We start from the raw sequence: 24,119 nt of genomic DNA on the forward strand, positions 1-24,119 counted from the left end.
GATTCTCTCACACGCGCTACAAGAGCTACGGCAGCAACTCCAGCATCTGCGGTCGGGCTTTCATCGCGTGGATAACGAGTTCGTTTCCACTATCGAAAACGAGCACAACAGTCTCAAGCAGTCTTCCCTGAGTGTCGAATCCCAGCCGGAGTTGGCGCGCCGGCGAATCGTGCACCTTCACGCGACGTAGGACGCCAATGCATCGCGGATTGCCTCTGACCTAGTCTTGCTCTCGCGAGCCGCCCGAGCATCGATTGCTGCGAGTTCGTCTGGGGTGAGCCGCAAAGCGACAACCTGCGAGGGCTCGGCGCCCCGGCCTGGCCGGCCACGGCCTCGCTCTTTCAGCTTGTTGACGTCGTACCCGGCGTCCGCTTCTGCAGCCCATGCCGCGATCTGCCCTTCCGCGACGGGCACGACATTTACGGACTCACCGATACTCATATTTTTAATGTAATACGAAATTATCTCCGTGGCAAGGGTGCCCAGCGTCCATGTTTCCGTAGCGCTGTAGACCCGCGCCCCGCTGCAAGGGGCTCTGGCCCAAGCCGAGGTCGCCTATGAGCATCACCTCGAACTTGCGCCCACCACTGAACTCCGCCACCTCCAATACACGGAGGACGACCGTCAGCGCGCCGGCAAACGCTCGCGTATCGAGCTGACGGCCGAGTACACCCGCCGATACAGCGCAGAGATCCTCGATTACGCCGATCTTCTCCCGCTCATGGCAGCGCAGTCGGGCAGCGGGACCGCGGCGTTGCTCTATGTCGAACGAGACCCCGAGGCGTGTCACCGCTCGTTGATCTCCCAAAGAATGCTTGAGCAACACCGAGTTACGAGTGTCGCTTCCGGGGCGTCCTGCTTCGCCTCTCTGTGTCGTTCGCCGATAGGCGTGGCGCCGGGCGTGCGGTGGCTGCACTACTCGAGCTTCAGGCCAAAGCGGAACACTATCTACCGCGTGCCGCTACTTCGAAAATGGTCTCAAGACCGTCTTCTTCGTCCCACTGCTCACCGACTTCTTTGAAGCCGTAATCTTCGACCAAGGATCGCGACGGATGATTTTCTGGGCTGATAGTGGCTCGAACGATCTGCACCTCCGCACTGGTGCTGGCTACCGAAAGCAGAGTTTCGAGAGCCCGCCTCGCATACCCCCTTCTTCGATATTCCGGAGCGATCCTGTAGCCAACTTCGACCATCCCGGCATCATCCGGTGCTCCATGAAATCCAGCTATGCCAACAGCACCATCCACGCCGGGCACAACGACCAAGCGGGTGATCCAGGGCGCGTCGGATGGGGAATCGACAAGTTGTTTACTTCTCATACGCCAGAGCCCAATGCACTCCACGCCCGCAAGGTAAGGCGTTATGAGAGAGGAGTGTGCATCATCGACAGCTTCTCCCTGAGCCAGTGTGTTGAGGACAAGTTTCGGTAGTGCTACTAGCTGCATCTGCTGGGACCCGTGGTGCGTCCACGGGTGCATGGTTACTGTCATCTACGCCATTCTGGCAGGCTTAGAACCGTGCGCCAGCCTCGCCCATTCGCGCGCACCAGAAGCGCAATGCCTTCGATGGGGAGCACCAAGTAGGGAAGCAGGATGGCCAAGTGCCAGCTCGCTAAGGGCACTAAAGGGTTGGTCGGTACATTCGGAACTTCCGCTTGAACCGCCGACGTGATTGCGAAAGCCACAACGAGAATGACCGCTGTCGCTAGCGGAATGAGCCAAGCGGCCAGTTTCTCTCGTCGGGACCAGACTGCCGAGAACGAGACCAAGACTAGGCCGACGATCGGCGCAATTACAGGGACGACAAAGGTGCCGACGATCAGCAGCAGCACGGCGATGATCGGGAGTGTTCGACTCGGTGATGGCTCTGTCGGATTGCTCTGCTCGGCAGCCAGTGTGGCAGCGGCGGCTTCGGCGGCAATGAAAGTGGGATCGCCAAGCTCTGCAACGCGGGCGGTGGCTGCTTCGGCGTCGAGCCCGTCGAGTTCTTCGCGAACCCCGGCGATGATCTCCGCCCGCACGTCTGGTTGAACGTCAGAGAGCGCCGCGGCTAGCCTGGCGAGGTAGTCGCGGGTTGCCTGCGGGGTGGTTTTTGTCATGAGCTGTCCTTTCCGACGAGCTGGAGTACGGTTGCGGCGAATGGCTCCCATTGGAGGCGGAACGATTCGAGTTGCGTTGCGCCGCGAGTGGTCAGTTGGTAGTACTTGCGCACGGGCCCGGATGCTGACGCCTCGTTGTAGGTCGTCACAAGTCCTTGGCTGCGCAAGCGGGAGAGCATCGGGTAGAGCGTGCCGATGCTCGCGATCATTCCGGAAGTGACGAGCCGTTCTGAGAGTTGCCAGCCATACATTGGTTCGCGCGAGAGAAGCCCGAGCACGCAGTATTCGACTACGCCCTTACGAAGCTGAGTGCCCACATCCACTGTCATGCAATACACGCTACCTTGCAGTGCAGGCTAATGGCAACAGTGCAGAGTCTTATGCTGCACCGGGCAAGCAAGCCGCTGAGACAACGTCGGGTGCGAGCTCTCATCGGTGGATGATTGCCACTCCTGGTGCCGTGAGACCGTCTCAGGCCGCGAGTGGCGAGGTTGACTTCAGGAGATGACCGTGGTGCGCGGTTTGAGCGTGTGGCAGATTCCGACCGTGCGCGAAATTATTTGGGGATGGCTCACCTCGGCGATCGGGCTGGCTATTCTAGTTGTGTTCTAGAGCCAGTCGTTGCGTTTGAAGACGACGAAGAGACCTACTGATAGCCCCACGATGAGAAGCGTCGACGCGATGAAGCCAGAGATGTGAGCAAAGCCGGGGTAGGGCAGATTTTGACCGTAGAAGCCCGTGATGGCGGTCGGTACGGCGATGATGGCCGCCCAGCTGGTGACCTTCTTGGTGATGATATTCAGTCTGTTGCCCTGGATTGTTAGGTTGGTCTCCACGATCGTCGACACGAGGTCCCGCAGGCTATCGGTCCACTCGGTGGCCCGCAAAACATGATCGTAGAGGTCTTGATAGTACGGTGCCATCGCGCTGGGTACGAGGTCGACGTCGCGTCGAATGAGCGTATTGACGACCTCCCGCATCGGGAGGATCACTCGTCGCAGTTGCACCAGACTTTTGCGCAATTCAAAGCTTCGGCGCTGCACATCGGGGTCATGAGGCCGGTCATCAAATAGCAGGTCCTCAAGCGTCTCGATCTGGTCATCGAGCGCCTGAACAGTATCGAAGTGTCCATCTATGACGAAGTCGAGCAGCCCGTACAGAAGTGCACTGATGCCATGGCTGGTGAGTTCGGCATTCTGGTCGAGGTGATCGAGCAGGTCGTCGATGGGGAAGCTGTCGTCTTTGCGAACAGTGATGAGGGCCTTCGGGGTGATGAAGGCCGCAACCTCTGCGGTCGTCAATTCTCCCGTTTCTGCATCCAACCGGACCGCGTAAGCGCTGAGAAAGTCATGGTTGTCGTAGCGGTTGAACTTTGGTCGCTGTTGTGCCGTTGCGGCTCCCTCGACGGCGAGTGAGTGCAGTGTGAGTTCGTCGGCTACAGTCTGCAGTTCTTGTGGGCTGGGCGAATATAGGTCTACCCAAATGATGGCGTTGTCGTGGGACAAGTACTCGCCCAGTTCCTCCAGCGAAAAGCCCTCGTCGAAGAGAACGCCGTTCCGGTAGCACCGCGTTGTGGTCATGCGACCAGTATCGCAGTTGCTTCGTTGAGTTCAGGTGGCTAGACCGTTCCATCAAGGTCTGATGCTGACTGCTTACGGTCATCAACCGATTGACTTCAGGCGGCACCCCAGCGCAGGGTTAACGCATCCCCTCGATTGGAGAATCCCATGGCCGAACGCATCTCTCCCCAGCAGTTTCGCGCATCCGATGGAGTGGAGGATTGGCTGGTGCACTTCGACGGCGTCAAGACGTATTTTGCTACCGGATCATTTGCCAAGGGTGTCGAACTGATTGACGTCATTGGGCGGCTTGCCGACGCGGCGAACCACCATCCGGATGTCGACCTGCGCTATCCCGGTGTGATGGTGAGCCTGTTCACGCACGACATCGACGGTATCAGCGACCTTGATGTGGCTCTAGCGCAGCAGATTTCAACAGCCGCCCGTGAGCTGGGGATTGAGGCAGACCCGTCCAAGGTTCAGACCGTGTAGGTCTCGACGCGCCCTGAGGATAATTCAGCGGCTGCGCATCAGAGTGAATGAACGAGCGCTCACTCAGTTAAGACGCAGTATGGCTACCCCGACCGCGGAACCGACCGAGACTGCGACTGCGACCGCGAACGCGAGCCCGGCGAAAGCCAGCCGTGCCGCCCCCCTCAGCGTCGATGACCGCCGCGCGATGATCGTCGCCTCCGTCGCCCCGGTACTCAGTGCGCACGGGCCAGCCGTGACCTCCCGCCAGCTCGCCGAAGCCGCCGGCATTGCAGAAGGAACCATCTACCGGGCGTTCGCCGACAAGGACGACCTGATCCGGGCATCCATCGAATCGCACACCGACCCCGCACCTTTGCTGCATGCCCTCGAAAACATCGACCCGATTCTCCCACTCGAGCAGAAGATGCAGGAAGCAATCGCGCTAATCCGTGCCAGATTTCGGGATGTCGTCAGCCTCATGTCGCTGTTTGGCGAGTACCGCAAGCGACCGAGCAGCCACCATCGCAACTGAGAAGTAGAACCCATGCTGTTACGCCTCCTGCGCCGCTACCTCCGCCCGCACACCAAACTCCTTGTTGGCGTCGCAATCTTCCAGGCCGCCCAGTCGATCGCGAACCTCTACCTGCCGAGCCTCGTCGCCGACATCATCGACAACGTGTCACTCACCGCGGCACCGGGGCAGGCAGTTGCGATCGTGGGCCAGACGGGCGCCGGCAAGACCACCCTCGTGAACCTCATCATGCGCTTCTACGAACTGGACTCTGGGCGCATCACCCTCGACGGTATCGACATTGCCGATATGACCCGCGATGACCTCCGTGGCCGCACCGGAATGGTGCTGCAGGACACCTGGCTATTCGGGGGAACCATCCGCGAGAACATTGCCTACGGTCGACCGGATGCCACAGAAGAGGAGATTATCGCGGCAGCGACGGCCACCGATGTTGACCGTTTCGTGCACTCACTGCCCGATGGCTATGACACCGTGTTGGAAGATGATTCGGATAACGTCAGCGCGGGGGAGAAGCAGTTGCTCACCATCGCGCGAGCGTTCCTTGCGAAGCCGAGCGTGCTCATCCTCGATGAGGCGACGAGCTCTGTCGACACCCGCACTGAGGTTCTGGTGCAGCGGGCGATGGCCGCTCTGCGCAGCAATCGCACCAGTTTCGTCATCGCGCACCGGCTCTCTACGATTCGAGACGCCTACCTCATTCTGGTGATGGATGCCGGACAAATCGTCGAGCAGGGCACGCACCACGAGTTGCTGCAAGCGGAGGGCGCCTACTTCGCCCTCTATAACGCACAGTTCGCGGCGCCCGTGAGCGACGCAGTCTGAGACGAAAGGGCCCGGCACCGTGCGTGACCTGCAGAGCTGGACGATTACCTGCGGGCTGGATCCCGCCACATTGTGTTGACCGCTGGCCGGCCCGGGGCGACCGGAATGCTGCCATGCACGCTGAATCCGGCTGACACATAACGTTGATCATTGGCGCCGTTGCTTGACTCCAGATAGGTTCCGATTCCTTGAGCATCAGCCTGTTTCACAACGTGAGCCAGCAGCGCCATCCCAATTCCGTGACCGCGCGCCTGACCTCGAGTGCCCAGCATCGAGACATAGAGGTGCGGGGTATCGACGGGGCGAGCATGCTCGAATCGCTCAAAGAGCCCGTTAACCTCATCGGCATGATCTCCGAGAAGGTCATCAAGAACGGTCGGGAACCGTTTCGCATCGGCATCAGACATTTCGTTCACGCCGGGGCCGAAAGCGGTGACGACAGCACCGCAATCGGAGGTGAGCCAGACGGCGTCATTGGCGATGGCATGGGTGACGGTCATCCGGAAGACAGCGGCGTGCTGTGCCGCGCGCGCCTCCGGGTCAGGAAACGCCCAACTCCACACCGGATCCTGATCAAACGCTTCAACCAGAGTGCCCACCACACTCGGCAGATCGGCCGGTCTTGCGAGTCGGGTTGATCGCGCGGCCTCAATTCTCATCAGATCTGCGTCACCGCTCGTCGCCACCATGGGTACAGCATACGATGGCGCTCACTCTGCCCGGACGTGGCCCACGAACCGCAGTGATAGGTCGCGACTTCTACGAAGCAGACCGCACAATCAGTACCGGGCAGTGAGCATGCTGGGCGCAGGCTGTGCTCACGGAGCCCAGCAGAAGGCCGACAAAGCCCCCGCGGCCTCGTGAACCCAGAATGAGCATCTCAGCCCCGATACTCTCCTCGATGAGAGCGTGCGCAGCTAAACCGGGTTTTACCTTGGTGCTGAACCAGGAGGGGCGGTCACCACCAAATACCTGCTCTGCCACGGCCTCAATTATTTCGTTTGCATCTTCTTCTGGTGACCAACCGGAGAGCAGAGCCACTTCTGCGCCGACGGGATACGTCCAGGTGGTGACGGCCTCCAACGACGTTCCGAACGCTTGTGCAGTGCGTTCGGCGGCGCGAAGTGCCTCGATCGATGAGTCAGAGCCATCAACGCCCACCACTATGCGGCCATGGCGTCCATCTTCTCGCCTAGGGGCGTCCACCGCAGCCGAATCTGCGGAACTGCTGTTATCCGTCATAGACACAAGCTAGCCGAACATGTTTTGTCGGACTAGGTAATTCCCACTCCGCTGACTGCACTCCATGATAAAGCGGGCAGAGTATTGGCGAGAGGCAGTGCGCCGTATCCGAAAGACTTCACACCGCCACCCCAATAGGGCATGATCAACACAACAACCGTGTTCGAGAAGCTGGGTCAGAAGAAGCGCCCGATTATCGGATGCGTGGGTGGGTGAACGCCGTGGGCGTATAACCCAACGGAGGTTCGCCATGTATGTTTTCGACGATCGAATCGACGCCGGCCGACAGTTGGCCGCCAGACTCGACGCGCTCAAAGATTCTGACATCGTCGTGCTCGGGTTACCTCGAGGCGGTGTTCCCGTCGCCGCCGAGGTGGCGAAAGCTCTCGACGCTCCGCTTGACGTGATCGTCGTGCGCAAACTCGGGGTGCCGTTCCAGCCCGAAGTGGCAATGGGCGCGATCGGAGAGGGCGGTGTGCGCGTCCTCGACGAGCGGGTACTCGCGATGGCGCACGTGTCGGAAGCGGAGCAGCGTGAAGTGGAGGACCGCGAGCGAATAACCCTCGAGGCCCGAAGCGTACGGTTCCGCCGCGGAAGGACGCGGATCGACCTCACCGGCCGCGTCGCCGTCATCGTAGATGACGGAATCGCCACGGGTTCAACGGCTCGGGCGGCATGCCAAGTTGCCCGCCGACTGGGTGCGGCGCGGGTCGTACTCGCAGTGCCGGTCGCAGCCCGCGACACCGCAGATCACTTCGCCGACGCCGACGAAGTGATCTGCGTCGCGGCTCCGCCGAACTTCCGCGCCGTCGGCAACCATTACCGGGATTTTTCGCCGACGACCGAGGATGAGGTGATTGTGCTTCTGGATGCGGCGGCAAAGCGTGTGCAGCTCGGGAACACCGCATCCGAACCCGACAGCGACGTGGATGTCACGATCCCCGTCGATGGTATAAGCATGTAAGGGCACTTGCAGGTGCCGGAGCCGGCCGCCGCGATCGTCATCTTCTCGCATGGGAACGGCAGCAATCGACACAGCTTCCGCAACCGTTTCGTCGCCGACGTGCTCAACAAGGCCGGAATCGGAATCAGTGTGGCCGTGTAGCGCCCGAAGCTAGAGGCGGCGTCGTGCGTCGTGCACCGCGGGGCCAGGGACCACAAGGACAGGAATGGAGGCAAATTCGAGCACCCGCATCGTGTGGCTTCCCACCTTCGGTATCGCATGACCCGGACGGTCCACCGACGCCATGACGATCATGTCTGCGGCAACCGCGCGTGCCTCGTCCAAGATCTCGACAGCGATTTTGCCGGTGCGGAGACTCGTCGTCACAGTGAGCCCTGTGCTCGCACCGAGACGCACAACGTGTTTGAGAATGGAGTTGGCTTCCGCTTCGCGTTCTGCGGTCAATGACGCGATGTTGGTGTGCCGTCTATCTACCGGGGTCGACGCGGGGTTGACGACGGTCACCACACGGAGCTCCGCCCCTATCTGGGTAGCGAGCGCAACGGCCACCTCGGCGGCGGCGAACGCCGCGGGGGAGTCATTGACGGCGACCAGAACCATGGTCACCTGAGAGACGTCAGCCATCAGAACCTCCAGACAATTGGGGAATCGGACTATCGGCGGTGCGAGCCCGATCGGCCCCTGAGCGATTATTTTCTGCCCAGCGCACCCGGAGGCTCTCCTCGAGCTCTTGTTGGTCCAACTGTCCCTGGATGCTGATCAGCTTGGCCTCCAGCCGGGGAATCCATGTGTTCTCGATAGCGCGCTGACGGAGGCGTGTCGTGGTGAGCTCAGTGGAGACGAGAAGCAGGGCTCGGCTTGCCGCCGCACACTGGGCAGCCGCAACGAGCGAGTCTCTGTGTGATTGAGCAGCGTAGGACAACGCAGAACTCCCCCCGGGATGTCGCTCAGGTGGGAGCTGGACCGTCACGTTTTCGGGATAGCTCACTCCCATCGCTCCTCCCCAGTGCACCTCCACAACCACTGGATCGTCTGCGGCCGCGGCCTCTATCCGATCTCGACCATCCATTTCCGCGCTCCGCTGTAGCCAGGTTGCCGCGACACGCGCGAGGTCCTCCCACCGTCTTCGGCTGTGTTCGGCGAATAGCTCGAGGCGTTCAAGTTCGTCGGCGAGGATGTGTTGTTTACGGTCGAGGAGCGTGCTGCCGTGGCGTGCGGTCTCCAGTTGGTGTGCAACGCGGGCTTTGCCTGACCGCCCAGTCTCATTCACGATCGCCTCGCTTCTTGGGGAGGTACTTGTCCAAGAATGCGGTGGACAGCATTGTGAGTTCTTGCTCGGGTAACGCGGCGAGGGCGCGCCACGCGCGGTCAAGAGTGTCCTCGAATGTGCGTGCCTCATTGTCGCGTTGGTCGAAAAGCTCACGCTCAACGAGATTTCGGTACGCGATAAAGCTGCGGTCGGTCTCGCTCAGGGCGGCAGTGCCGACGAGCTCGGCGAGCTCTGCCGACTGGCGCGCTCTAGCTATCGCGGCGAGCACCTGAGCCGCGACATCCACATGGTCCTCGCGGGTTTTTGTGGTGCCAACGCCATTTCGCATGAGGCGCGAGAGTGACGACAGCACGTCGACGGGTGGGTAGATGCCGCGCGCCTCAACCTCGGGCGAGAGCACAATCTGACCTTCGGTAATGTAGCCGGTTAGGTCGGGAACAGGGTGAGTGATGTCGCCCGCGGGCATCGTGAGCACGGGGACGACCGTCACCGAACCGTCCCGACCCTTCACCCGACCGCAGCGTTCGTACAGTGTCGCGAAGTCGCTGTACAGGTAGCCAGGGTAACCGCGGCGACCGGGGATTTCGCGGCGGGCAGCCGAGACTTCCCGCACCGCCTCGGCATAACTGGTCATGTCCGACATAATCACCAGAACGTCAAGGCCTTCCTCGAAGGCGAGGTTTTCGGCGATCGTCAAAGCGATCCTCGGCGTCAGAATGCGCTCAATGACCGGATCATCGGCCGCATTGAGCAGCATGACGAGCTCACCTGATGCCGAACGTTCCTCCAGGCGGTCGCGCACCGTGGCAATGTCGGCATGGGTGAGCCCCATCGCCGCGAAGACCACACGGAATGGGCGCCCGCTCGCTGTCGCCTGCGCCGCGATCTGTGTTGCCAGAGCCAGGTGCGGCAATCCGGGAACGGAGAAGATGGGCAGCTTCTGCCCTTTCACGAGAGTCATCAGGCCGTCGATGGCGGAGATTCCCGTGAGCACCGGCTCATCCGGAGACTCCCGGTAGACGGGGTTGAGCGGCCAACCATTGACAGGTACGGTCACTGCGCCGACGACGGGTGGCCCGCCATCGAGAGGGGCACCCCGTCCGTTGCAGACCCGACCGAGCCAGTCGGCGCCAACGGGTATCGCGAAGGGGTGCCCGGCGAAGCGCACACCAACACCCTGCGGGGTCAGACCGTCTGTGCTCTCCATGACCTGCACGGTGGCGAGGTCGTGATCAACCTCGAGAACTTGGCCGTGTCTGTCGATACCGCCATCGACCTCCACGGTGACGGATTCCTCCCAGCCGATGCCCTCAGCGTCACCAACGACGAGGAGTGGGCCGCGGAGAGAACGCACGTCGCGGTACACAATCCATTCGCGGGAGCCAGCCGGCGTGTCCGCATTCTCGCCGGATGGCGGCAGGGGGGATGCGGGCGTCACTAGAGTGCCCTCAACATTTGCAAGACTTTGGGCAGACGCGAAGATACGCCGACGGCGTCAGACGGCCGCGTCTCTTCCCGTGCTCGCAAGACCACGCCAAGATCGGCCTGCTCAATAGTCGTCGCCGGGATGCCCCGCTGCACGAGCTCCTGGCATTCGTCCACGACGCCCAGCACGAGATCAAGGAGAGCCGCCCCTTTCTCGTCGGAGCAGAAACCGTCGTTCGCACTCAGCGCGCTTTGCAACAGCACCCCATCGCGGATGAGCCGGCCGCCGAGGAGCACCATCCGCTCATGGCCAGGAAGCGAACTTCTTCCCATGATCTCCGCCAGCGACTCAAGGCGGTCTGCTTCGGCTAGCAACGCGACCGTTCGGGAGCGACGCTGTGTCCACTCAGGCTGTCCGTTCGCGGTGTACCAGCGCCCGATGGCGTCCACATCTCGCGCAAACGAACCGCTCCAACTCACGGCAGGATAGTGTCGCGAGTAGGCGAGGTCGCGGTCCAACAACCAGAGGGAGCGGACGAATCTTTGCGTGTCTGTTGTCACCGGCTCCGTCATATCCCCACCAGCGGGTGAGACCGCGCCAATCACGGTGACGGAGGCGGTGTGCCCGCTGAGCGTCTTCACGCGACCGGCACGTTCGTAAAAGGCTCCGAGGGCGGAGGCGAGAGTGGCCGGGAATCCATCCTCCGCGGGAAGATCACCGTTGCGGTTCGCGAACTCGCGCAGAGCTTCAGCCCACCGTGAGGTCGAGTCGGCGATCACGACGACCTCGTACCCCATGTCCCGATAGAATTCGGCCACGGTTATCCCCGTGTAGATACTCGCCTCGCGTGCCATCATCGGCATATTCGAGGTGTTCGCGATGATGACCGTGCGGTCGATCAGTCGACCACCGGAGCGCTCATCGACCAGTTGAGCGAGACCGTCAAGCACATCTGCCATCTCATTGCCCCGTTCACCGCAGCCCACGTACACGATGACGTCGGCATCACTCCATTTGGCGATTTGCTGCAGGAGCATAGTTTTTCCCGTCCCGAAACCACCGGGAACCGCCGCCGCCGCCCCTCGCGCCAGGGGATAGATGAGATCGAGAACGCGTTGGCCGGTGTGGAGCGGGACCGCCTCGGAGAGTGATTGGCGGAACGGCCGCGACTGACGCACCGGCCACCGCTCGGCCAGTGTCACCGTACGGCCACCGACCGTAGCCACCGGATCAAGTGCACGAAGAGGCCCCTTCGGGGCCCGCCAAGAAAGCTCGCCCGAAATTCCCGGCGGCACGAGGACCCGGTGTTCGACGGCACCAGAGTCAGGAACCGTTCCCAGCAGATCGCCCGCAGTGACGGAGGGGCCCACCGAGGACGCTGGCTCGAAAGTCCATTCCCTCGAGAGTGTTGCAGTGTCTGCATCCGATGCCGCGCGGTCGGGAGTGAGCCACATCGGAGCCGATGACAGCGGCCGCAGAAGGCCGTCAAACGCATGCCCCAGTAGGCCAGGGCCAAGGAGCCCGGCAAGTTCGCCACCAGTCGCCTCAGCGGGATCCCCCACTTTGAGGCCACCCGTATATTCGTAGGCTTGGAGCACCGCGTGCTCTCCAGAGAGTGCGACGGTTTGGGCACTGATCCGCTGCGGTCCAACGGCGACGAGCTCGAGCATGGCGAGATTTGCTACCCCGTCGACCTCGACGAGGGGGCCGTTAACGCGCACCACCGAGCCCACACCGAGAGTCGATGGTGAAGCCGGAGAAGGGGAATTCACCGCGTCCACAGCGCACTCACCTCCGCTGTCATCTCGTCGAGTGCGCCCGTCGCGAGCGTGGATAAGGAAAGGTCGAGGCTGCGGGAACCTGTTTTGACCAGAATGCCACCCTCCGGCATCTCGACAATCGTCGCATCCGGGCCGAGCAACGCCTGCCCACGTTCGACGAGTTCTGTGCGCAGCTTGGAGTATCTCCGTTCAGTGCGCAACGCGCTCGCAGTCTTCTCCACAGTGGTGCGCAGCCTCTGCCTGATCGCCTCCCTCTGCGAAAGCACTACTTCATTGGCTTCTCTTCGTACTCGCGCCGACCTGAGATCGGAGGCAGCTTGGGCAGTGCGTTTTCCCTCATCGATCGCCTCGGAGAGAATACGATCGCGCTCGCCCTCCGCTTGCTTCAGGAGTATGTCCGCGTGCGCTTGGGCGGCCCTGTGGGCAGACTCCGCATCGTTCTGCGCGGTGGTGGCGAGGTACGCACGCAACGGGATGAGGGCATCCAGAGCTTTGGGCGACAGGTCGCTCATAGTGGCAGCACGACCGTCATGGGAGAGCGCGGGTCATCGCGGATCTCCCCGAGCGCTAGCGCGGCACGCGGGGTGAGGATGACTACCCTCGCGTTTTTCGGCAAAAGCGCCCAGGCGTCATGGACGGCATGATCGGTCTCGGCGACTCGGAGTTCAACGCCAGCCAGAGGGAAACCCTCAAGCAGCGATTGCTCACCGAGTGCCACGATAGTTTCCGACATGCGGTGCTCGCCTACGCTCGGCCGATAATGATGATCGCGATGATGAGCCCATAGATAGCGATGCCCTCCGCAAGCCCCACGATCACCATGGCACGACCGAACATTTCGGGACGCTCGCTCATCGCGGCAAGCGCCGCGGCCCCGGTGTAGGCCACCGCGATAGCCGCCCCGATCGACGAGCCTGCCACCGCGATCGCCGCAGCAATGAGCGCCGTGCCTCCGGCCCCCGGCGCCGTCACTGCTGCGGCTGTGGAACTCGCCTGCATTGCGAGGTCAACAGTCGTGGACGCCGACGCGGGAATCGCGTTCAACGCCGTCATCAGCAGGCCAAGCGCGACGATCAGAACGGCGGCGTTGGCACCGACGAGAACCGTCAGCCCGGTCTTGCGCCGCCGTCTCAACAACAGGATCACAGCTGCGGCCGTCAAAACGATTGCGGGAGTGGCTCCCAGCCAAAGATTCATGATCGTGACCCTTCTGGTTGTGAGTCGGCGGGAACGCCGACCCGTTCATTGATAGAGCCCACCAGGTCTGTGGAGGGCGTGGGCACGGCGGGCGCCCAGGGGCGGAATTGCCGGCCTTCCGCCGCGAAGATGCGGGAGAAGATCTCATAGTACTCAAGCCGGAGTGCCTGGATCCCGGCTACTAACGCCTCAAGGGCGAAGGTCAGAACGTTGCCAACGAGGAAGAGCAACACCGCTGCCACGTAGCCCCAACCTGGAGACCATAGGGCCTGTGTCCCCTGCCATACGACCATCAAGAGTGCGGCGTGGGTGAGCCCGAAGGCGGCAAGGCGTGCGAAAGAAGCCACGTTCGATCCAAGCTGGATGACCGTGTCGAGCAGCTCGACGGACGCCTGGATCGCGCCCGCCACGCGCCCACCAGCGTCAACAAACAGACCGATAAAGATGAGGATCAGGGCGGCGATGGCGAGTATCGTCGCCCCAACGATGAACGGTTCCATTGACTCCACGATGCCAAGAGCGAGCAGACCCACGGCCACAAACAAGAGGGAGCCAGCGACCCCGGTGCGCGCATAGAGCGCGTAACCCCAGCCTCCCTCCCGCACTCGGTTTATTGTGCCAATCAGATACGAGATCGCCAGAAGCCCAGCACCGAAGATGATGGCGGCGATCAGGAGCGGGACCGGTTCATCAAGCGGCGAGAGCCAGATGACCGGAATGAGGCCAGTTGGGCCGAAGGCCTCGCCGTAGAGGAACCCGAAGACGATTGCTGCCAGCCCGGCCCCTGTCACGAAGAGCCAGGCGCGCTTGAGGGCGTCGAGCCGTTTGATCCAGCCTGTACGCAGCAGCAGTCCCAGCAGCGCGAGAACCGCACCGTGGCCGACATCCCCGAACATAATGCCGAACATGACCACGTAGGCAATGCCCGCCAGACGGGATGGGTCGACGTCACGATACGGAACGGTGCCGTAGGTGTCGACCAAGGTGCGGGACATCGTGGACGGGCGACCGGGACCCGTGAGCAGAGTGGGTGGCTGCACCCCGACGGGATGACGCAAAGGAACGACCACAGCGCCAAGGGGTAAAAGACGCTCTGCGAGGGAGGAAACCTCACGCGCGGGCGCCCACCCTGCGAATCCCACGAATGGGTCTGAAACGACCGCGACCTGGAAAACCCGTTCGATCTCCTCCGCATCGTCTCCCGGTGCGAAGGGAAGGTCCAGTTCGACTACAGCGCTCAACGCCACCTCCTCAAGCATGGCGTGACCGTTGGCTGCGGGAGCGACCAGAGCCACTCGGATCATTTGTACCGGGCTGAGAGTCTCACGCCACGACATCTAAGCTCCTATCTACATCTGCCGCTGCCGCGGATAGGGCCGCACGCACCCGCCACGCGTCCACGGCAAGCAGCGCGACAGCGCCGAGAATGACATCTGGGCCGGGAATCGAACCGCGCAGCAGCCGTGCAGCATCCTCCTCGACTGTTGTCACTAAACGCTTTTCCGCTCGCCATAGTTCTGTTGGGGCATCGATGTCAGCGATTACCGCCCGAGCTGATCGGGGAAGTGCGTCCGCAAAAGCGGTCAGATCGCGCGTCGATCGCCATGCCTCGGCAATACACGGCCGGACAATCTGCACTAAGCGCGCAGCGGGTTCAGTCTGATCGACGAAGAGAATGCGGGCGGCGATCAACACGAATTCCGTCACCACCCACGGCCGCACTGCCGGTGCTGCAACCATCAATCGCTGCAACCACGCGACTGTCAATACGTCCTCAAGGTCATCGGCGTCGGTCAGAGTGCCGAAATCTCCCCAGCGGGACCCCCGCAATGCGGTCGACAGATCGGAGAGTGAGGTCATTGTGCGCACCGTCGGCCACGCCGTGGCGAGGGCGCCGAGCTCATAGAATGGCCTCTCATCCCCGCGCCCGCTGAGGCGTTGCGCGAGCGCCTCAATGTTGACCGCTTCGAATCCGGCGGCTGCCGCAGTCACAAGTTGCATACCGCTGGCAGGCAGCCACCCCGCGAGCACTCTGAGCTGCCAAAGTACCGTCGCGTTGATGGCTCGCTGTGCCTCGGCGAGTGTGGATACTCCCTCAAGTCGGCCGCCGTAGACAGTCCCAGCTAGCGACGCTAGGGCCTCGTCAAATTCATGACATGCGGCAATTCGGTCGCTTCCTCCGTGACCCACGCGGCGCTCAATCATGCCTCGGGCACGCACAGACGCCGCCACCCAGTCCGCGATCATGGTCCGGTCTCACCAGAATCTTGAGAATCGTCGTTTCGGAGGAGATCAAGGACCATCTTCTCGACGACGCGCTCTGCCACCGCGGTGAGTTCGGCCGCTGCTTCAGATTCCAGCGCGGACGCTTTCTTGTGTGCGTGTTCCATGAGGCGTTTGTCTCGTCCATGAGAGGCCTTCTGCACCGCAGTCGCGGCGGCGGCGCGCTCGGTTACCGCATCGAGTCGTGCCTGAGCTGTCATGTCAGATGCTCGGGCACGCGCCTCGGCCAACGCTTTCTCGGCATCACGTTCTGCCACAGCGACGAGCGCTTGAGCCGACTCGAGATCAGCAGCAAGCGCAGCGAACACTGGCGCTAGCTCGGCCGCCGCACCGCGAACCTCATCGGCCCGTCCTGCGCTCGCGGCAGCACCCGGCGCGCCAACTGGGCGAAACCGGTCAAGAAAGTTCAGCTGTACCATCCGGACCACCCAGCTTCACCATGAACTCACCATAGGCCAACGGATCCTAAGGTGTGCCGTTGATCTTCTATTCGTCTTCCATGATTTCGTCGAACCACCGAGCAACACCAGTGGCGCTGCGGGCGCGCCCGAGGGCATCCGCAGCATTCGCGCTGTACTGCGCAGCCTCGTGCAACGCGAACTCAGCGCGCACCCAGGCGGGATTCTCGGAATCGTCAGTCTCGTGCTCACCGGCGTGATGGACACCGTGCACAGCGCGGGAATGCCAAACGGCGAGTTGCTCGTAGGCCTGAGCGAGCGCCCCTTGGGCGGTGCTGAGACTGCCAAGCACAGCGTTGATATCGGAGGGGCGCGGTAGGTGGAGGGTCGAACTCACCAGTTCGCGCGTCGCCTCCTCCAGCCGCTGAGCAGTCACAGCCGGTCCGGGTTTTTGGTCATCAGCCATCGTTGCCTCATTCCCTGGTACGGCTACACTAGCGCGCTGGGTAGACCACCGCACTAGTGTTTTTGGTCCCTAGATACGCCGCGGCAATAGTCGTAGAGTTCAAGCAACAGGGAGCGACAGCTCCGCTGAAAGCTTGGGAGGCACCGGTATGGATCAGCGTCACGTGGTGTGGTTCGAGGACATTGGCATGGGAGACGTTCCGCTCGTTGGCGGAAAGAATGCGTCGCTGGGCGAAATGGTCTGTGCTCTTGAGAGCAAGGGCGTACAGGTACCACCAGGTTTCGCAACAACGTCTGCCGCCTACCGGTCATTCGTTGATGCGAATGGGATCGCTCCGACCGCACGCACGCTACTCGAGCGCTTCCACGCCGGGCAAGCGAGTTTGCGTGAGACCGGGGAAGCGCTGCGCGAATTGTTCCTCGTTAGCGAATTTCCCGAAGACATCGCGGAATCCATCCGCGCTTCCTACCGGACTCTTGCCGAGAGATCAGGCGAGAAGAATCCGGCCGTCGCAGTGCGCAGCAGTGCCACGGCCGAAGACCTTCCCGATGCCAGTTTTGCCGGACAGCAGGAGACTTTCCTCAATGTGAGGGGCGAACGAGACCTCTTAGACGCCTGCCGGCGCTGCTACGCCTCGTTGTTCACGGACCGTGCGATCAGTTACCGGGAGGTTAAAGGCTTCGACCATCTGGATGCAGCGCTGTCGATCGGAATCCAGCGCATGGTCCGGTCTGATGTCGGGGGATCCGGGGTGATGTTCTCCATCGACACTGAAAGCGGTTTTCCTCGTGTTGCGGTAATCAGCGCGGCGTGGGGGCTCGGTGAAACCGTGGTGCAGGGAACAGTCAACCCCGACAAATACCTCGTCTTCAAACCCTTACTGGAGACCCCCGGCTGTTCACCGATTATCGAAAAGACGCTGGGCGCCAAATCGCGCAAGATGATCTACAGCAAGGGCGGTAGCGCTCGCACCCGCATGATGGACACCTCTCAGCGAGAACAGCAATCTTTCGTTCTGGCAGACTCTGAGATTCTCCAGTTGGCACGGTGGGCAGTGGTGGTCGAGGCGCACTACGGTCGCCCGATGGACATGGAATGGGCCAAGGACGGGCAGACAGGCGAACTGTTCATGGTTCAGGCGCGCCCCGAAACAGTCCAGGCACGCAAGACTGGTACGCGGTTCACCACCCACCATCTCACCCAAGAGGGCCCCCTTCTGCTCTCCGGTGCAGCCATCGGTGACGCTATTGCCACCGGATCGGCGTGTGTGATTCGAGATCCCGCTGACATCGAAAACTTTCGCGATGGAGCTATTCTCGTTACCGAAATGACCGACCCGGACTGGGTGCCCATCATGACCCGCGCGTCCGGGATTGTCACCGACCACGGTGGCCCCACCAGTCACGCGGCGATCGTCAGCCGCGAGCTCGGCATTCCGGCCGTTGTTGGTACCGGTACCGCCACCGAGGTTCTGAAAGAGGGGCAAGACATCACTCTGTCCTGCGCGGAGGGCGACCAGGGCCATATCTATGAAGGCACCCTGACTTTCGAGACTGACGAGATCGACCTTGGCACTCTGCCTGAGACGCGAACTGCAGTCATGGTGAATATCGCGAGCCCTGCGGCGGCGTTCCAATGGTGGCGGTTGCCCGCGGCAGGCGTTGGCCTCGCCCGGATGGAGTTCATCATCAACAACCTGATCAAGGTCCATCCGATGGCTTTGGTGCATCCCGAAAAGGTAACCAGCGCGAAGGATCGCCGGAAAATCCGCGACCTCACCCGCGGCTATGACGATCCTCAGGAGTTTTTCGTAGAAGCCTTGGCGTTGGGTATCGCCAAGCTCGCAGCGCCGTACCATCCCCTACCGGTGATCGTACGGCTGAGCGACTTCAAGACAAACGAATACGCGCACCTCATCGGCGGCAGTGCTTTCGAGCACTCTGAGGAGAACCCGATGCTCGGATTCCGGGGTGCTTCCCGCTATTACAGTCCGCAGTATCGTGAAGGATTCGAGCTCGAATGTCGGGCACTGAAAAGGGTGCGCGAGCAGATCGGTTTCGCCAACATCATCATCATGGTGCCGTTCTGCCGCACACCTGCCGAAGCCGACCGCGTTCTGGCGGTAATGGCGGAGAACGGATTGGTGCGGGGCGAAAACGGACTTCAGGTGTACATGATGTGCGAGATACCCTCCAACGTGATCCTCGCTGAGAAGTTCGCGACTCGGTTCGACGGCTTCTCGATTGGCTCCAACGATCTGACGCAATTGGTGCTGGGCATCGATCGTGACTCAGAGGAGTTAGCATCCCTTTTCGACGAACGGGATGACGCCGTGAAGTCCATGATCAGCGAAGCCATCCAGAAGGCGCACGCCGCAAACATCAAGATCGGTATTTGTGGGCAGGCGCCCAGCAACCACCCCGAATTTGCGGCTTTCTTGGTGGGAGAAGGAATCGATTCCATCTCCCTCAATCCCGACAGCTTCATGAAGACCGTTCACCATATCGCCGCCGCAGAGTCGTAACCACTGAACCGATCACGATGGGTTAGGTGACGGATGCCCGGAAGATGCTGTCGATCGATGCATCCAGGGCTGCGCTGAACTCTTCGTCGCTCTGTTGAACGGTGAGCCCTTCGGTGAGCGCCCGGGAAAAACTGGCGACAACATGGTGTTGTCGGGCCAGGCGCGCATTCGCCTCCTCGCGGCTGTATCCGCCCGAGAGGGCGAGCGCCCGCAGGACGTTCGGGTGGGCTACCAGGTCCGCATAGAAGTCATCGATCTCGGGAAGGGTCAGCTTCAGCATGACGTACTGGTCTGCGCCTAGGGCCCCAAGCTGTTCGAGGATGGCCGGCCTGAGCATCCGTTCGGCGTCGGCCTTGCTCGGCGAGTGGATGTCGATCTCAGGTTCAAGGATCGGCACCAGACCGGCGGCCAGGATCTGACGACCGACTTCGAACTGCTGCTCGACCACTGCCTGCACTCCTGCGCCGTTGCCGAGCCGGATCACCGAGCGCATCTTGGTCCCGAAAATACCCTTCTCGCTAGCCCGGGCCAGAACTGCGTCTAGCCCCGGCAGCGGATTCATCAACTGGGCACCATTGACCTCATCGGTCAGGCCTTTGTCTACTTTAAGAAATGGAACGACATTCTTCACATTCCACAAGTAGTCGGCGCTGCCACGATCCGCGATCTGGCGATCCATCGTCATCTCGAACAGGATTGAGCCCAGGATCCGGTCTCCGTTAAAGCTGGGGTTCGTCATGATTCGCGTACGCATCGCATGCACGAGGTTGAACATCTCCTCATCGCCGGAGTAGGAACCGTCCGGGATGCCATAGAGCTTCAGGGCTTTCGGGGTGCTGCCACCACTCTGGTCAAGAGCTGCGATGAAGCCCTTCGCGTTTTTGATCTTGGTGAACTGCCGTTCGTTCATGATTCTGGTCCTCTCGTCGCCCTTAACCCGCCGTCACGAAACTCCACTGACCATCATGGCACGGCGCAAAAACGTTCCCCGGTCACACCACTTACGCTTGCCACCGCTCGTCGATACTCTTACGGTATGAGCGAACACGAGCACACCAAGAGCGAAGATGACGAGTCTGACCTGGGAGGATTCGTCGGCTTCATTGATTGGCTGAACCGAAAGCTGTTTCCTATTCTTGGCATGCCGGATGTGGGACCCTACGACACCGTCGTCCAGAAGGTTGGTGACGCGGTGTGCCCGGTGTGTGGGCGGCCGATGTCGGAGCACTTCATTGACCACTCAACGCCGGAGACAATTCTCAACTGCCCCGTTGAGCACAAACCAGCCCCCTTCGACGACGCGCCGGTGAACGAGTTAGGCATGGACAAGCCCCCCACGGAGAGCTGACTCGCTCGCGGTCGGGTCGTCTTAGTTGTTGTGATCCGTGGATCTATGCGGATCATCAAGAAAACCGTGGGTTGCCTCATGCAAGGCACCCAGACCGTAAGCGAGTTCTAGGTTTCTGCGGGTCAGAACCTCATTTGGGGTTCCTGAGGCTAAAACGCGACCGCTCACCAGCAGCACATGATCGGCGGCGCGAGCCTCGTCTAGATCGTGGGTGGTGAGTACAACGGTCTGACGATTATCCCGTTCGGCGTGGATGATGCGGTCGATGGTGCGGGCGGACATCAAATCCAGCCCGGTGAGGGGCTCATCCAGAAGTAGCAGGTCATGGTCTTGTGCGATCCCCTGAGCCATGTAGACGCGCTGCCGCTGACCGCCGGAGAGCTCGCCAAGGTGCCGACCTCGAAGGTCGCTGACGTCGAGTTCGTTGATCGCCCATTCGACCTTGGCACGGTCTGTTCGGGTGGATCGGCGCCACAATCCGAGGTTCGCGTAGCGTGCCATCGCCACGGTCTCCCGCACCGTGATGGGCGTTCCGGTCGGCATAGCCACCGTCTGCAGAACGTAGCTCACCCTGGGTCGAGCCTTGACCGGGTTTAAGCCAAGAACCTCAACCGTGCCGGACACGGGCTTGACTAACCCGGCGAGCGCATGCAGCACGGTGGTTTTCCCCGACCCGTTCGGGCCAATGACGGCAGTGACCGTACCGGTGGGAATCTCGAAAGAGGATGCTGCCACCGCCGTATACGAGCCATAGGTGAGGACCAGATCGGTGGCGCGTGCTGCGCACGTTTGGTTCATCGTGACACGCCGTCAACGGTTGCTGCCGAAGAGATGCGGCGGCGGAGGCGTCGGCGCATCACCGTGATTGTCAAGGTTAGGAAGAAGAACCCCACCGGCACGATAGCCATGGTTGCTGATCCGGCGGTTCCCAGATGGTAGCTGAGAAGTAGCCCGAGCCAGACGGACACCACTGAAATGCCCGCGGCAAGTCCCATCATCATGGGAACGGTGCGGGCTACTAGAGCCGCAGTGGCCGGTGGACCAACGAGCAGGCCAAGAACTAGCAGCGTCCCGACAGATTGATAACTTCCGATCACCGCAGCGGCGATCAGTGCTAGGAGCAACGAGTGGGTGCGCCCGGGGTTCATCCCTAAGCTCTCTGCCTTGTTGCGGTCGAACGACAGCGCCAACAATGGGCGATAAAGCACGACTGATAGCGCGATGACCACGACGGCCAGTATTGCTTGGGCAATCAGATCGCTCCACGCCACCCCGAGTGCGTCGCCGAACAGGATGCTCGTCAGGGTGCCCGAGTAAGCGTCGCTCTTGGAGATGATGACAACACCGAGCCCAAGCATGCCGACGAACAACAAACCGATGCCGGTGTCTTCCTGGAGTGCGGTTTGACGGTGCACAAGCTCGATTCCGGCCACCATCACTGCGGCCGCGATGACTGCACCAAAAATGGGGCTGAAGTTGAACACCACGGCCGCGGCGATCCCCGGGACTATGCCATGCACGAACGCGTCGCCGAAGAAGCTCATTCCGCGGAGCACCAACCAGGTCCCGACGACCGAGGACATCAGCCCCGCGACGATCCCTCCAAGCAAGGCACGTTGCTGGAACCCGAGGGCAAACGGGTCGGTCAACCATTCGATTGTCATGACTCAGCCCAACGCATCCGCTATGAGCTGGGCATTGGTGATCATCATGTCGGAATAGTTCTCAGCACCGGAGCCTTTTGGCCCGAGGCTACCCACGTACAGTGCCACCACGGCGATCGAGGTGCCCGCCTCGGCAGCAATCGTGTCGGCGAGGGCGCTCGAAACGGCGATGTTGGAGAAGATCGCAGGCACCTGCTGCTCCCGGATCACGTCCACCAAAGCGGCGAGGTCCTGGGAGGAAGCCTCCGCCAGCGTCGAGCCACCGGGAACGATCACTCCGGCAATCTCAAAGTCATACGCGTCAGCGAAATAGCCGAACGCATCATGGTCGGTGACGAGTACTCGCCGCTCTGCAGAAACGGTGGAGAGGATGTCGCGCACCGCTTGGTCGGTCGTCAAGAGTGCATCGTGAACTTCGTCGCCGCATGCCGCATACGCACCGTCTCCGGTCACTTCCGCCAGCTTCTTCCCAACCAATGTTGCGACCTCGGCCATGCGGGAGATGTCATTCCAAAAATGCGGATCCAATGAGCCGTCCTCGGCGGAGTCGGAACTGCTCGCCTCGCCAAACGAGAGTGGGTCTATTAGGGGTGCGACCTCCATCACGCGGGCACCTTCGGCCTCGGCACTCGTGATCGCATCGGCCAGACCACCTTCGAGCCCGAGGCCGTTCGCCACTACGAGTTGGGCCTTCGCCATGTGCGCGACCTGCTCCGATGAGGCGGAAAAATCGTGCGGGTCAACACCGACCGGCATGAGGGTTTCGACGGTAACGCCGCCGCACTCGGCGATGTCACCGACCACGCTACCCAGAATGGTGGTTGTCACCACGACTGCAGGGCTGTCGCTGTCCGAGGTTGTCGTGGTGCAACCGGTGAGAGCCAGGCACGTCACAAGAGAGATACTGAAAGTAGCCCCAGTCGCGTTCATGGTCACTGCCTCCTGCCCCGGTTAGCGAGAAAATGGCAGCTCAGGGACGATATGTGACGGAGCCCTCATCAGCGCCAAGTCTACGCACCGCCTTTTTGCCCCGTCCGCGATGACAACGCCATACAGTGGTGGGCATGACATTCGTCGCTCCCTCGCCTTCGAATACAGCCCCGCCGATCGTGACGCTCACTATCAACCCGGCACTCGACATCAGCACGTCGACCCCTCGGGTGGTGAGCGAACACAAGCTGCGCTGCGGGCCGAGCCGGATCGATCCTGGCGGTGGCGGTGTGAACGTGGCACGTACCATCCATCGCCTCGGTGGGGAGTCGCTGGCAATCTACGCCGCGGGTGGGCTCACCGGCGCTACCTATCGCCAGTTGCTCGAGGCGGAGGGTGTGCCGAGCCTTGCCGTGCCCCTTGCCGGAACCACGCGGGAGAGTTTCACCATTGACGAGACCGATTCGGGTGAACAGTTTCGTTTCGTGCTGCAAGGTCCGGAGCTTTCAGAGGCCGAGTGGCGGGGGTGCCTAGCAACGCTGGCGGAGGCAATTGTTCCGGGAGGGTACGTCGTGGCAAGTGGGAGTCTGCCGCCCGGGGTGCCGACAGACTTTTATGCGAGGGTAGCGCGGATAGCGCACCAGCATGATGTGCGTTCGATCGTGGACACCTCTGGCGAGGCACTCGAAGCGGCGCTCGCCGAGGGCGTCTACCTGGTGAAGCCGAGCCGACGCGAGCTGAGCGAGTTAGTCGACAGGGAGCTGACCAGCGAGCAGAGTGAAGTGGATGCTGCATCCGAACTCGTTGCTCGCGGCTCCGCCGAGTTCGTGGGCTTGACGCTGGGCAAAGCAGGCGCTGTGCTCGCGTCCGCTTCCGGCGTTATCCGCTTGCCGGTGCCCAAGGTGCGCGTGCAGAGCGTGGTCGGCGCGGGCGATGCTTTCCTTGGCGCGTTCGTCTGGAGACTGTCCCAGGGCCGCGACCCGGAGTCAGCATTCCGTTCGGCCGTCGCGGCGGGAAGCGCAACGGCAGCGAAACCCGGCACCGAAATGTGCACCCTCGCCGATGTAGAGGCGCTCGAAATGGTCCTCCCAGAAGCCACGCGCTACTGACGGGGTTGCACCGTCGGGCGTAAGCTGTT

The 24,119-nt window shown here is 61.7% G+C and carries 29 protein-coding genes and 2 pseudogenes; 8 read left to right on the forward strand and 23 right to left on the reverse strand.

The features are described 5' to 3' along the window. Positions 1 to 25: 25 nt before the first annotated feature. From AADH44_RS00455 to AADH44_RS00480, 6 genes and pseudogenes are all read right to left on the reverse strand, one after another. Positions 26 to 169: pseudogene (locus AADH44_RS00455) on the reverse strand (toxin); the annotation flags it as partial. An 8-nt stretch (positions 170 to 177) separates the two neighbouring features. Next, on the reverse strand, positions 178 to 441 hold the full coding sequence (locus tag AADH44_RS00460) for a ribbon-helix-helix domain-containing protein (protein ID WP_341953403.1): 264 nt from the start codon (positions 439 to 441) through the stop codon (positions 178 to 180). Between the two features lie 503 nt (positions 442 to 944). After that, on the reverse strand, positions 945 to 1,319 hold the full coding sequence (locus AADH44_RS00465) for a GNAT family N-acetyltransferase (RefSeq protein WP_341953405.1): 375 nt from the start codon (positions 1,317 to 1,319) through the stop codon (positions 945 to 947). A gap of 167 nt (positions 1,320 to 1,486) precedes the next feature. After that, positions 1,487 to 2,098, reverse strand: a complete 612-nt coding sequence (locus tag AADH44_RS00470; RefSeq protein ID WP_341953407.1) for a hypothetical protein — start codon at positions 2,096 to 2,098, stop codon at positions 1,487 to 1,489. Further along, the gene (locus tag AADH44_RS00475; RefSeq protein ID WP_341953409.1) at positions 2,095 to 2,427 is read right to left on the reverse strand and encodes a PadR family transcriptional regulator; all 333 of its coding nucleotides are present in this window, start codon (positions 2,425 to 2,427) and stop codon (positions 2,095 to 2,097) included. Before AADH44_RS00475 ends, AADH44_RS00470 begins: the two co-directional genes overlap by 4 nt. 279 nt (positions 2,428 to 2,706) lie before the next feature. Further along, positions 2,707 to 3,678 carry a magnesium transporter CorA family protein gene (locus tag AADH44_RS00480; RefSeq protein WP_341953410.1) on the reverse strand — a complete coding sequence of 324 codons (972 nt, stop codon included), beginning with the start codon at positions 3,676 to 3,678 and terminating at the stop codon, positions 2,707 to 2,709. 147 nt (positions 3,679 to 3,825) lie between these two features. On the opposite strand from AADH44_RS00480, the gene AADH44_RS00485 reads away from it, so the two are divergent. From AADH44_RS00485 to AADH44_RS00495, 3 genes and pseudogenes are all read left to right on the forward strand, one after another. Continuing rightward, on the forward strand, positions 3,826 to 4,149 hold the full coding sequence (locus AADH44_RS00485) for a 4a-hydroxytetrahydrobiopterin dehydratase (RefSeq protein ID WP_341953411.1): 324 nt from the start codon (positions 3,826 to 3,828) through the stop codon (positions 4,147 to 4,149). Between the two features lie 79 nt (positions 4,150 to 4,228). Continuing rightward, complete coding sequence (locus AADH44_RS00490) at positions 4,229 to 4,663, forward strand: helix-turn-helix domain-containing protein (protein ID WP_341953412.1); 435 nt, start codon at positions 4,229 to 4,231, stop codon at positions 4,661 to 4,663. A gap of 132 nt (positions 4,664 to 4,795) precedes the next feature. Then, a pseudogene (locus AADH44_RS00495) lies at positions 4,796 to 5,488 on the forward strand (ATP-binding cassette domain-containing protein); the annotation flags it as partial. Between the two features lie 44 nt (positions 5,489 to 5,532). Here AADH44_RS00495 and AADH44_RS00500 read toward each other — a convergent pair. Beyond that, complete coding sequence (locus tag AADH44_RS00500) at positions 5,533 to 6,177, reverse strand: GNAT family N-acetyltransferase (protein WP_341953413.1); 645 nt, start codon at positions 6,175 to 6,177, stop codon at positions 5,533 to 5,535. A 70-nt stretch (positions 6,178 to 6,247) separates the two neighbouring features. Further along, a complete protein-coding gene (locus AADH44_RS00505) occupies positions 6,248 to 6,730 on the reverse strand; it encodes a universal stress protein (RefSeq protein WP_341953414.1) in 483 nt (160 codons plus the stop codon). A 250-nt stretch (positions 6,731 to 6,980) separates the two neighbouring features. Here AADH44_RS00505 and AADH44_RS00510 point away from each other — a divergent pair, with 250 nt between their 5' ends. Beyond that, complete coding sequence (locus AADH44_RS00510) at positions 6,981 to 7,694, forward strand: phosphoribosyltransferase (RefSeq protein ID WP_341953415.1); 714 nt, start codon at positions 6,981 to 6,983, stop codon at positions 7,692 to 7,694. 6 nt (positions 7,695 to 7,700) lie between these two features. After that, positions 7,701 to 7,835 carry a hypothetical protein gene (locus tag AADH44_RS00515; RefSeq protein ID WP_341953416.1) on the forward strand — a complete coding sequence of 45 codons (135 nt, stop codon included), beginning with the start codon at positions 7,701 to 7,703 and terminating at the stop codon, positions 7,833 to 7,835. 9 nt (positions 7,836 to 7,844) lie between these two features. Here AADH44_RS00515 and AADH44_RS00520 read toward each other — a convergent pair whose 3' ends face one another. The 11 genes from AADH44_RS00520 to AADH44_RS00570 form a co-directional block, all read right to left on the reverse strand. Next, positions 7,845 to 8,318, reverse strand: a complete 474-nt coding sequence (locus tag AADH44_RS00520; RefSeq protein ID WP_341953417.1) for a universal stress protein — start codon at positions 8,316 to 8,318, stop codon at positions 7,845 to 7,847. After that, positions 8,311 to 8,964, reverse strand: coding sequence for a V-type ATP synthase subunit D (locus tag AADH44_RS00525; protein ID WP_341953419.1), 654 nt, complete (start codon positions 8,962 to 8,964; stop codon positions 8,311 to 8,313). Before AADH44_RS00525 ends, AADH44_RS00520 begins: the two co-directional genes overlap by 8 nt. Beyond that, positions 8,957 to 10,402 (reverse strand): V-type ATP synthase subunit B, encoded by a 1,446-nt coding sequence (locus tag AADH44_RS00530; RefSeq protein ID WP_341953420.1) that lies wholly within the window; start codon positions 10,400 to 10,402, stop codon positions 8,957 to 8,959. The genes AADH44_RS00525 and AADH44_RS00530 overlap by 8 nt, the downstream gene beginning before the upstream one ends. Next, entirely contained in the window at positions 10,402 to 12,171 is a 1,770-nt protein-coding gene (locus AADH44_RS00535) for a V-type ATP synthase subunit A (protein WP_341953421.1), read from the reverse strand. The genes AADH44_RS00530 and AADH44_RS00535 overlap by 1 nt, the downstream gene beginning before the upstream one ends. Beyond that, positions 12,159 to 12,683 (reverse strand): V-type ATP synthase subunit E family protein, encoded by a 525-nt coding sequence (locus AADH44_RS00540; protein ID WP_341953422.1) that lies wholly within the window; start codon positions 12,681 to 12,683, stop codon positions 12,159 to 12,161. Before AADH44_RS00540 ends, AADH44_RS00535 begins: the two co-directional genes overlap by 13 nt. Then, positions 12,680 to 12,904, reverse strand: a complete 225-nt coding sequence (locus AADH44_RS00545) for a hypothetical protein (protein ID WP_341953423.1) — start codon at positions 12,902 to 12,904, stop codon at positions 12,680 to 12,682. The genes AADH44_RS00540 and AADH44_RS00545 overlap by 4 nt, the downstream gene beginning before the upstream one ends. A gap of 11 nt (positions 12,905 to 12,915) precedes the next feature. Further along, a complete protein-coding gene (locus AADH44_RS00550; RefSeq protein ID WP_341953424.1) occupies positions 12,916 to 13,368 on the reverse strand; it encodes an ATP synthase subunit C in 453 nt (150 codons plus the stop codon). Further along, complete coding sequence (locus AADH44_RS00555) at positions 13,365 to 14,705, reverse strand: V-type ATPase 116kDa subunit family protein (RefSeq protein WP_341953425.1); 1,341 nt, start codon at positions 14,703 to 14,705, stop codon at positions 13,365 to 13,367. Before AADH44_RS00555 ends, AADH44_RS00550 begins: the two co-directional genes overlap by 4 nt. Continuing rightward, positions 14,692 to 15,615, reverse strand: a complete 924-nt coding sequence (locus tag AADH44_RS00560; protein WP_341953426.1) for a hypothetical protein — start codon at positions 15,613 to 15,615, stop codon at positions 14,692 to 14,694. The genes AADH44_RS00555 and AADH44_RS00560 overlap by 14 nt, the downstream gene beginning before the upstream one ends. Beyond that, the gene (locus AADH44_RS00565; protein ID WP_341953427.1) at positions 15,612 to 16,070 is read right to left on the reverse strand and encodes a hypothetical protein; all 459 of its coding nucleotides are present in this window, start codon (positions 16,068 to 16,070) and stop codon (positions 15,612 to 15,614) included. The genes AADH44_RS00560 and AADH44_RS00565 overlap by 4 nt, the downstream gene beginning before the upstream one ends. Positions 16,071 to 16,137: 67 nt before the next feature. Next, on the reverse strand, positions 16,138 to 16,515 hold the full coding sequence (locus AADH44_RS00570; RefSeq protein ID WP_341953428.1) for a hypothetical protein: 378 nt from the start codon (positions 16,513 to 16,515) through the stop codon (positions 16,138 to 16,140). 148 nt (positions 16,516 to 16,663) lie between these two features. Here AADH44_RS00570 and ppsA point away from each other — a divergent pair, with 148 nt between their 5' ends. After that, entirely contained in the window at positions 16,664 to 19,039 is a 2,376-nt protein-coding gene (gene ppsA / locus AADH44_RS00575; protein WP_341953430.1) for a phosphoenolpyruvate synthase, read from the forward strand. Between the two features lie 22 nt (positions 19,040 to 19,061). On the opposite strand, the gene AADH44_RS00580 is transcribed toward ppsA, so the two are convergent. After that, positions 19,062 to 19,949: a fructose bisphosphate aldolase gene (locus tag AADH44_RS00580; RefSeq protein WP_341953431.1), complete on the reverse strand. Its 888-nt coding sequence runs from the start codon at positions 19,947 to 19,949 to the stop codon at positions 19,062 to 19,064. Positions 19,950 to 20,075: 126 nt separating this feature from the next. Between AADH44_RS00580 and AADH44_RS00585 the strand changes: the two genes are divergently transcribed. After that, positions 20,076 to 20,387 carry a hypothetical protein gene (locus tag AADH44_RS00585; RefSeq protein WP_341953433.1) on the forward strand — a complete coding sequence of 104 codons (312 nt, stop codon included), beginning with the start codon at positions 20,076 to 20,078 and terminating at the stop codon, positions 20,385 to 20,387. A gap of 21 nt (positions 20,388 to 20,408) precedes the next feature. On the opposite strand, the gene AADH44_RS00590 is transcribed toward AADH44_RS00585, so the two are convergent. The 3 genes from AADH44_RS00590 to AADH44_RS00600 are packed head-to-tail and all read right to left on the reverse strand — an operon-like array spanning position 20,409 to position 22,981. Next, the gene (locus AADH44_RS00590; protein ID WP_341953434.1) at positions 20,409 to 21,185 is read right to left on the reverse strand and encodes a metal ABC transporter ATP-binding protein; all 777 of its coding nucleotides are present in this window, start codon (positions 21,183 to 21,185) and stop codon (positions 20,409 to 20,411) included. Further along, positions 21,182 to 22,051: a metal ABC transporter permease gene (locus tag AADH44_RS00595; protein ID WP_341953435.1), complete on the reverse strand. Its 870-nt coding sequence runs from the start codon at positions 22,049 to 22,051 to the stop codon at positions 21,182 to 21,184. Before AADH44_RS00595 ends, AADH44_RS00590 begins: the two co-directional genes overlap by 4 nt. A 3-nt stretch (positions 22,052 to 22,054) precedes the next feature. Further along, positions 22,055 to 22,981 (reverse strand): metal ABC transporter substrate-binding protein, encoded by a 927-nt coding sequence (locus AADH44_RS00600; RefSeq protein ID WP_341953436.1) that lies wholly within the window; start codon positions 22,979 to 22,981, stop codon positions 22,055 to 22,057. A 134-nt stretch (positions 22,982 to 23,115) separates the two neighbouring features. On the opposite strand from AADH44_RS00600, the gene AADH44_RS00605 reads away from it, so the two are divergent. Beyond that, positions 23,116 to 24,090, forward strand: a complete 975-nt coding sequence (locus AADH44_RS00605) for a 1-phosphofructokinase family hexose kinase (RefSeq protein WP_341953437.1) — start codon at positions 23,116 to 23,118, stop codon at positions 24,088 to 24,090. Positions 24,091 to 24,119 lie beyond the last annotated feature (29 nt).

This window comes from Salinibacterium sp. TMP30 (assembly GCF_038397785.1).
Lineage (GTDB): Bacteria > Actinomycetota > Actinomycetes > Actinomycetales > Microbacteriaceae > Rhodoglobus.

Coding starts and splice junctions, on each gene's coding strand:
- AADH44_RS00460 (WP_341953403.1), bottom strand. CDS start 441: ATGAGTATCGGTGAGTCCGTAAATGTCGTGCCCGTCGCGGAAGGGCAG.
- AADH44_RS00465 (WP_341953405.1), bottom strand. CDS start 1,319: ATGAGAAGTAAACAACTTGTCGATTCCCCATCCGACGCGCCCTGGATC.
- AADH44_RS00470 (WP_341953407.1), bottom strand. CDS start 2,098: ATGACAAAAACCACCCCGCAGGCAACCCGCGACTACCTCGCCAGGCTA.
- AADH44_RS00475 (WP_341953409.1), bottom strand. CDS start 2,427: ATGACAGTGGATGTGGGCACTCAGCTTCGTAAGGGCGTAGTCGAATAC.
- AADH44_RS00480 (WP_341953410.1), bottom strand. CDS start 3,678: ATGACCACAACGCGGTGCTACCGGAACGGCGTTCTCTTCGACGAGGGC.
- AADH44_RS00485 (WP_341953411.1), top strand. CDS start 3,826: ATGGCCGAACGCATCTCTCCCCAGCAGTTTCGCGCATCCGATGGAGTG.
- AADH44_RS00490 (WP_341953412.1), top strand. CDS start 4,229: ATGGCTACCCCGACCGCGGAACCGACCGAGACTGCGACTGCGACCGCG.
- AADH44_RS00500 (WP_341953413.1), bottom strand. CDS start 6,177: ATGGTGGCGACGAGCGGTGACGCAGATCTGATGAGAATTGAGGCCGCG.
- AADH44_RS00505 (WP_341953414.1), bottom strand. CDS start 6,730: ATGACGGATAACAGCAGTTCCGCAGATTCGGCTGCGGTGGACGCCCCT.
- AADH44_RS00510 (WP_341953415.1), top strand. CDS start 6,981: ATGTATGTTTTCGACGATCGAATCGACGCCGGCCGACAGTTGGCCGCC.
- AADH44_RS00520 (WP_341953417.1), bottom strand. CDS start 8,318: ATGGCTGACGTCTCTCAGGTGACCATGGTTCTGGTCGCCGTCAATGAC.
- AADH44_RS00540 (WP_341953422.1), bottom strand. CDS start 12,683: ATGAGCGACCTGTCGCCCAAAGCTCTGGATGCCCTCATCCCGTTGCGT.
- AADH44_RS00545 (WP_341953423.1), bottom strand. CDS start 12,904: ATGTCGGAAACTATCGTGGCACTCGGTGAGCAATCGCTGCTTGAGGGT.
- AADH44_RS00550 (WP_341953424.1), bottom strand. CDS start 13,368: ATGAATCTTTGGCTGGGAGCCACTCCCGCAATCGTTTTGACGGCCGCA.
- AADH44_RS00555 (WP_341953425.1), bottom strand. CDS start 14,705: ATGTCGTGGCGTGAGACTCTCAGCCCGGTACAAATGATCCGAGTGGCT.
- AADH44_RS00560 (WP_341953426.1), bottom strand. CDS start 15,615: ATGATCGCGGACTGGGTGGCGGCGTCTGTGCGTGCCCGAGGCATGATT.
- AADH44_RS00565 (WP_341953427.1), bottom strand. CDS start 16,070: ATGGTACAGCTGAACTTTCTTGACCGGTTTCGCCCAGTTGGCGCGCCG.
- AADH44_RS00570 (WP_341953428.1), bottom strand. CDS start 16,515: ATGGCTGATGACCAAAAACCCGGACCGGCTGTGACTGCTCAGCGGCTG.
- ppsA (WP_341953430.1), top strand. CDS start 16,664: ATGGATCAGCGTCACGTGGTGTGGTTCGAGGACATTGGCATGGGAGAC.
- AADH44_RS00580 (WP_341953431.1), bottom strand. CDS start 19,949: ATGAACGAACGGCAGTTCACCAAGATCAAAAACGCGAAGGGCTTCATC.
- AADH44_RS00585 (WP_341953433.1), top strand. CDS start 20,076: ATGAGCGAACACGAGCACACCAAGAGCGAAGATGACGAGTCTGACCTG.
- AADH44_RS00590 (WP_341953434.1), bottom strand. CDS start 21,185: ATGAACCAAACGTGCGCAGCACGCGCCACCGATCTGGTCCTCACCTAT.
- AADH44_RS00595 (WP_341953435.1), bottom strand. CDS start 22,051: ATGACAATCGAATGGTTGACCGACCCGTTTGCCCTCGGGTTCCAGCAA.
- AADH44_RS00600 (WP_341953436.1), bottom strand. CDS start 22,981: ATGAACGCGACTGGGGCTACTTTCAGTATCTCTCTTGTGACGTGCCTG.
- AADH44_RS00605 (WP_341953437.1), top strand. CDS start 23,116: ATGACATTCGTCGCTCCCTCGCCTTCGAATACAGCCCCGCCGATCGTG.